The sequence below is a fragment of the Arthrobacter sulfonylureivorans genome, from assembly GCF_047607445.1.
Taxonomy (GTDB): domain Bacteria; phylum Actinomycetota; class Actinomycetes; order Actinomycetales; family Micrococcaceae; genus Crystallibacter; species Crystallibacter sulfonylureivorans_A.
The window spans coordinates 1-1,559 of the sequence record NZ_JBLKRT010000086.1; the positions used below are offsets into that span (position 1 = coordinate 1).

Annotated in this window: 2 protein-coding genes; both read right to left on the reverse strand. The window is 65.7% G+C overall.

What is annotated here, in order from left to right; all coding sequences use genetic code 11:
• A partial coding sequence (locus tag ACMX2H_RS18890; protein WP_414962812.1) for an AAA family ATPase occupies window positions 1–574 on the reverse strand: 574 nt, incomplete at its 3' end.
• A 417-nt stretch (window positions 575–991) separates the two neighbouring features.
• Window positions 992–1,559 (reverse strand): recombinase family protein (locus ACMX2H_RS18895; RefSeq protein WP_414962814.1); only part of this gene is annotated, 568 nt, incomplete at its 5' end.

The window sequence follows — 1,559 nt, forward strand, 5'->3', positions numbered from 1 at the left end:
GCCCGTACAGCGGCCCCTCGACGGGCTCTCCGAGTGCTTGGCCGATTACTTCGCGGCGCGGGATGGCGGTGGGCAGCACGTCGCAGCCGAGTTCTGCGAGCTGGTCGCGGATGACTTGGGTGGAGGAGGCGTTGGTGATGGTGCGGTTGAGGAGCACGCGGTGCGGCAGCTCGATATCGCGGGACACGGCCACCTCGTCCACGGCGGCGAGGACGTGGGGCACGCGCTCCAGTTCCATCATGGTTGGCGCCATCGGGAGCACCACGAGGTCGGCGGCACGTATTGCGGCGTAGACGATGCCGGTGCGGTCGTTGAACCCCGGGGTGTCGATCAGGGCTATGTCGTAGCGGTCCCCGACGATGCCCGGGAGCTGCCGGTGGATGGTCTTGGTGGGCAGCGCCAGGGTTGGGATGCCCCAGTCCGCCTCCTCGGACCAGCGCAGCAGCGAGCCCTGCGGGTCGGCGTCCACGACGACAACGGAGCGGCCGAGCTGGGCGAAGGCGTGGGCGAGGAACGCGGCGGAGGTCGTCTTGCCGGAGCCGCCCTTGAAGTTGCAGAGTGCAATGGTTTTCATACGTGTGCACGTTACCAAGTAACTAGCTAGTTGGCTAGACACGTAGCTACGTAACCGCGTAATCACGCGGATGCGTAGCTAGCTTTTCACCTAGCGGGCCGATTTGATATAAGGTATCACCTATCTGGCCTCGTGATGGCAAGACGCAACAGAGGCCCCGGCGCTCCTCATCCCACTAGTCCCGCTTGACCCGGTGGGGGAGCAGCCGGGGCTTCTGCTATCCTCAGAAGCTCAACGTGCCAAGTTGAAATACTGATTACCAACGATGCCGAGTGCCCCGCACCTCTCACCAACCGCCGGTCCCAACCGCCGAGGGGGAGCGGGGCACTCTCGTCTCTGCTACCGTCAATAACGGCGGCCCCGACCCTCAAAATAAACTGGATCTATTGGCCGGGATTTTCCGGGGGCCGCTACCCCTCACGCCCCGAGGTATTCGCCCTTCGCCGTCAGCGTGCCAAGGTGGTGCTGCACCATCGCAATAGTCCACGGCCCCCGCCGCTCCGCAGTCGGCACCTGCTCCGCATTCAGCACCCGGGCTATCTCCTTGTAGTACAGCCCGCGGCCCCGCAGCTCCTTGATCCGCTCCGTCACCGCCGGGTCCAGCGCCCGCGGCCGCCCCACATGCTTCACCCGCTTCAGCTTGTTCAGCGCCTCGCTGGTCCGCTGCCCGATGAACTTCCGCTCCACCTCCGCGAAGTTGAGCGCCATGTTGAACATCGCCGCGCCCATCACCGTCCCGGTGTCCACGCCAAGGTCCAGGCAGATAATCCGCCAGCCCTGCCGCTGCGCCAGCGCCAGCATCCGCGTCCCGTCCTCCATCGAACGCGAGAGCCGGTCCAGCTTCGACACCACGATGCCCCCATAGGCCCCCGCCGCGAGGTCGTCCAGAATCTCCAGCATCACCGGCCGCTTGGAAATCGTCGCCGCCGACCGGCCGAACTCGTGCCGCATATCAAGTTCCCAGCCCTCGCGCTCGGCAGCAGCC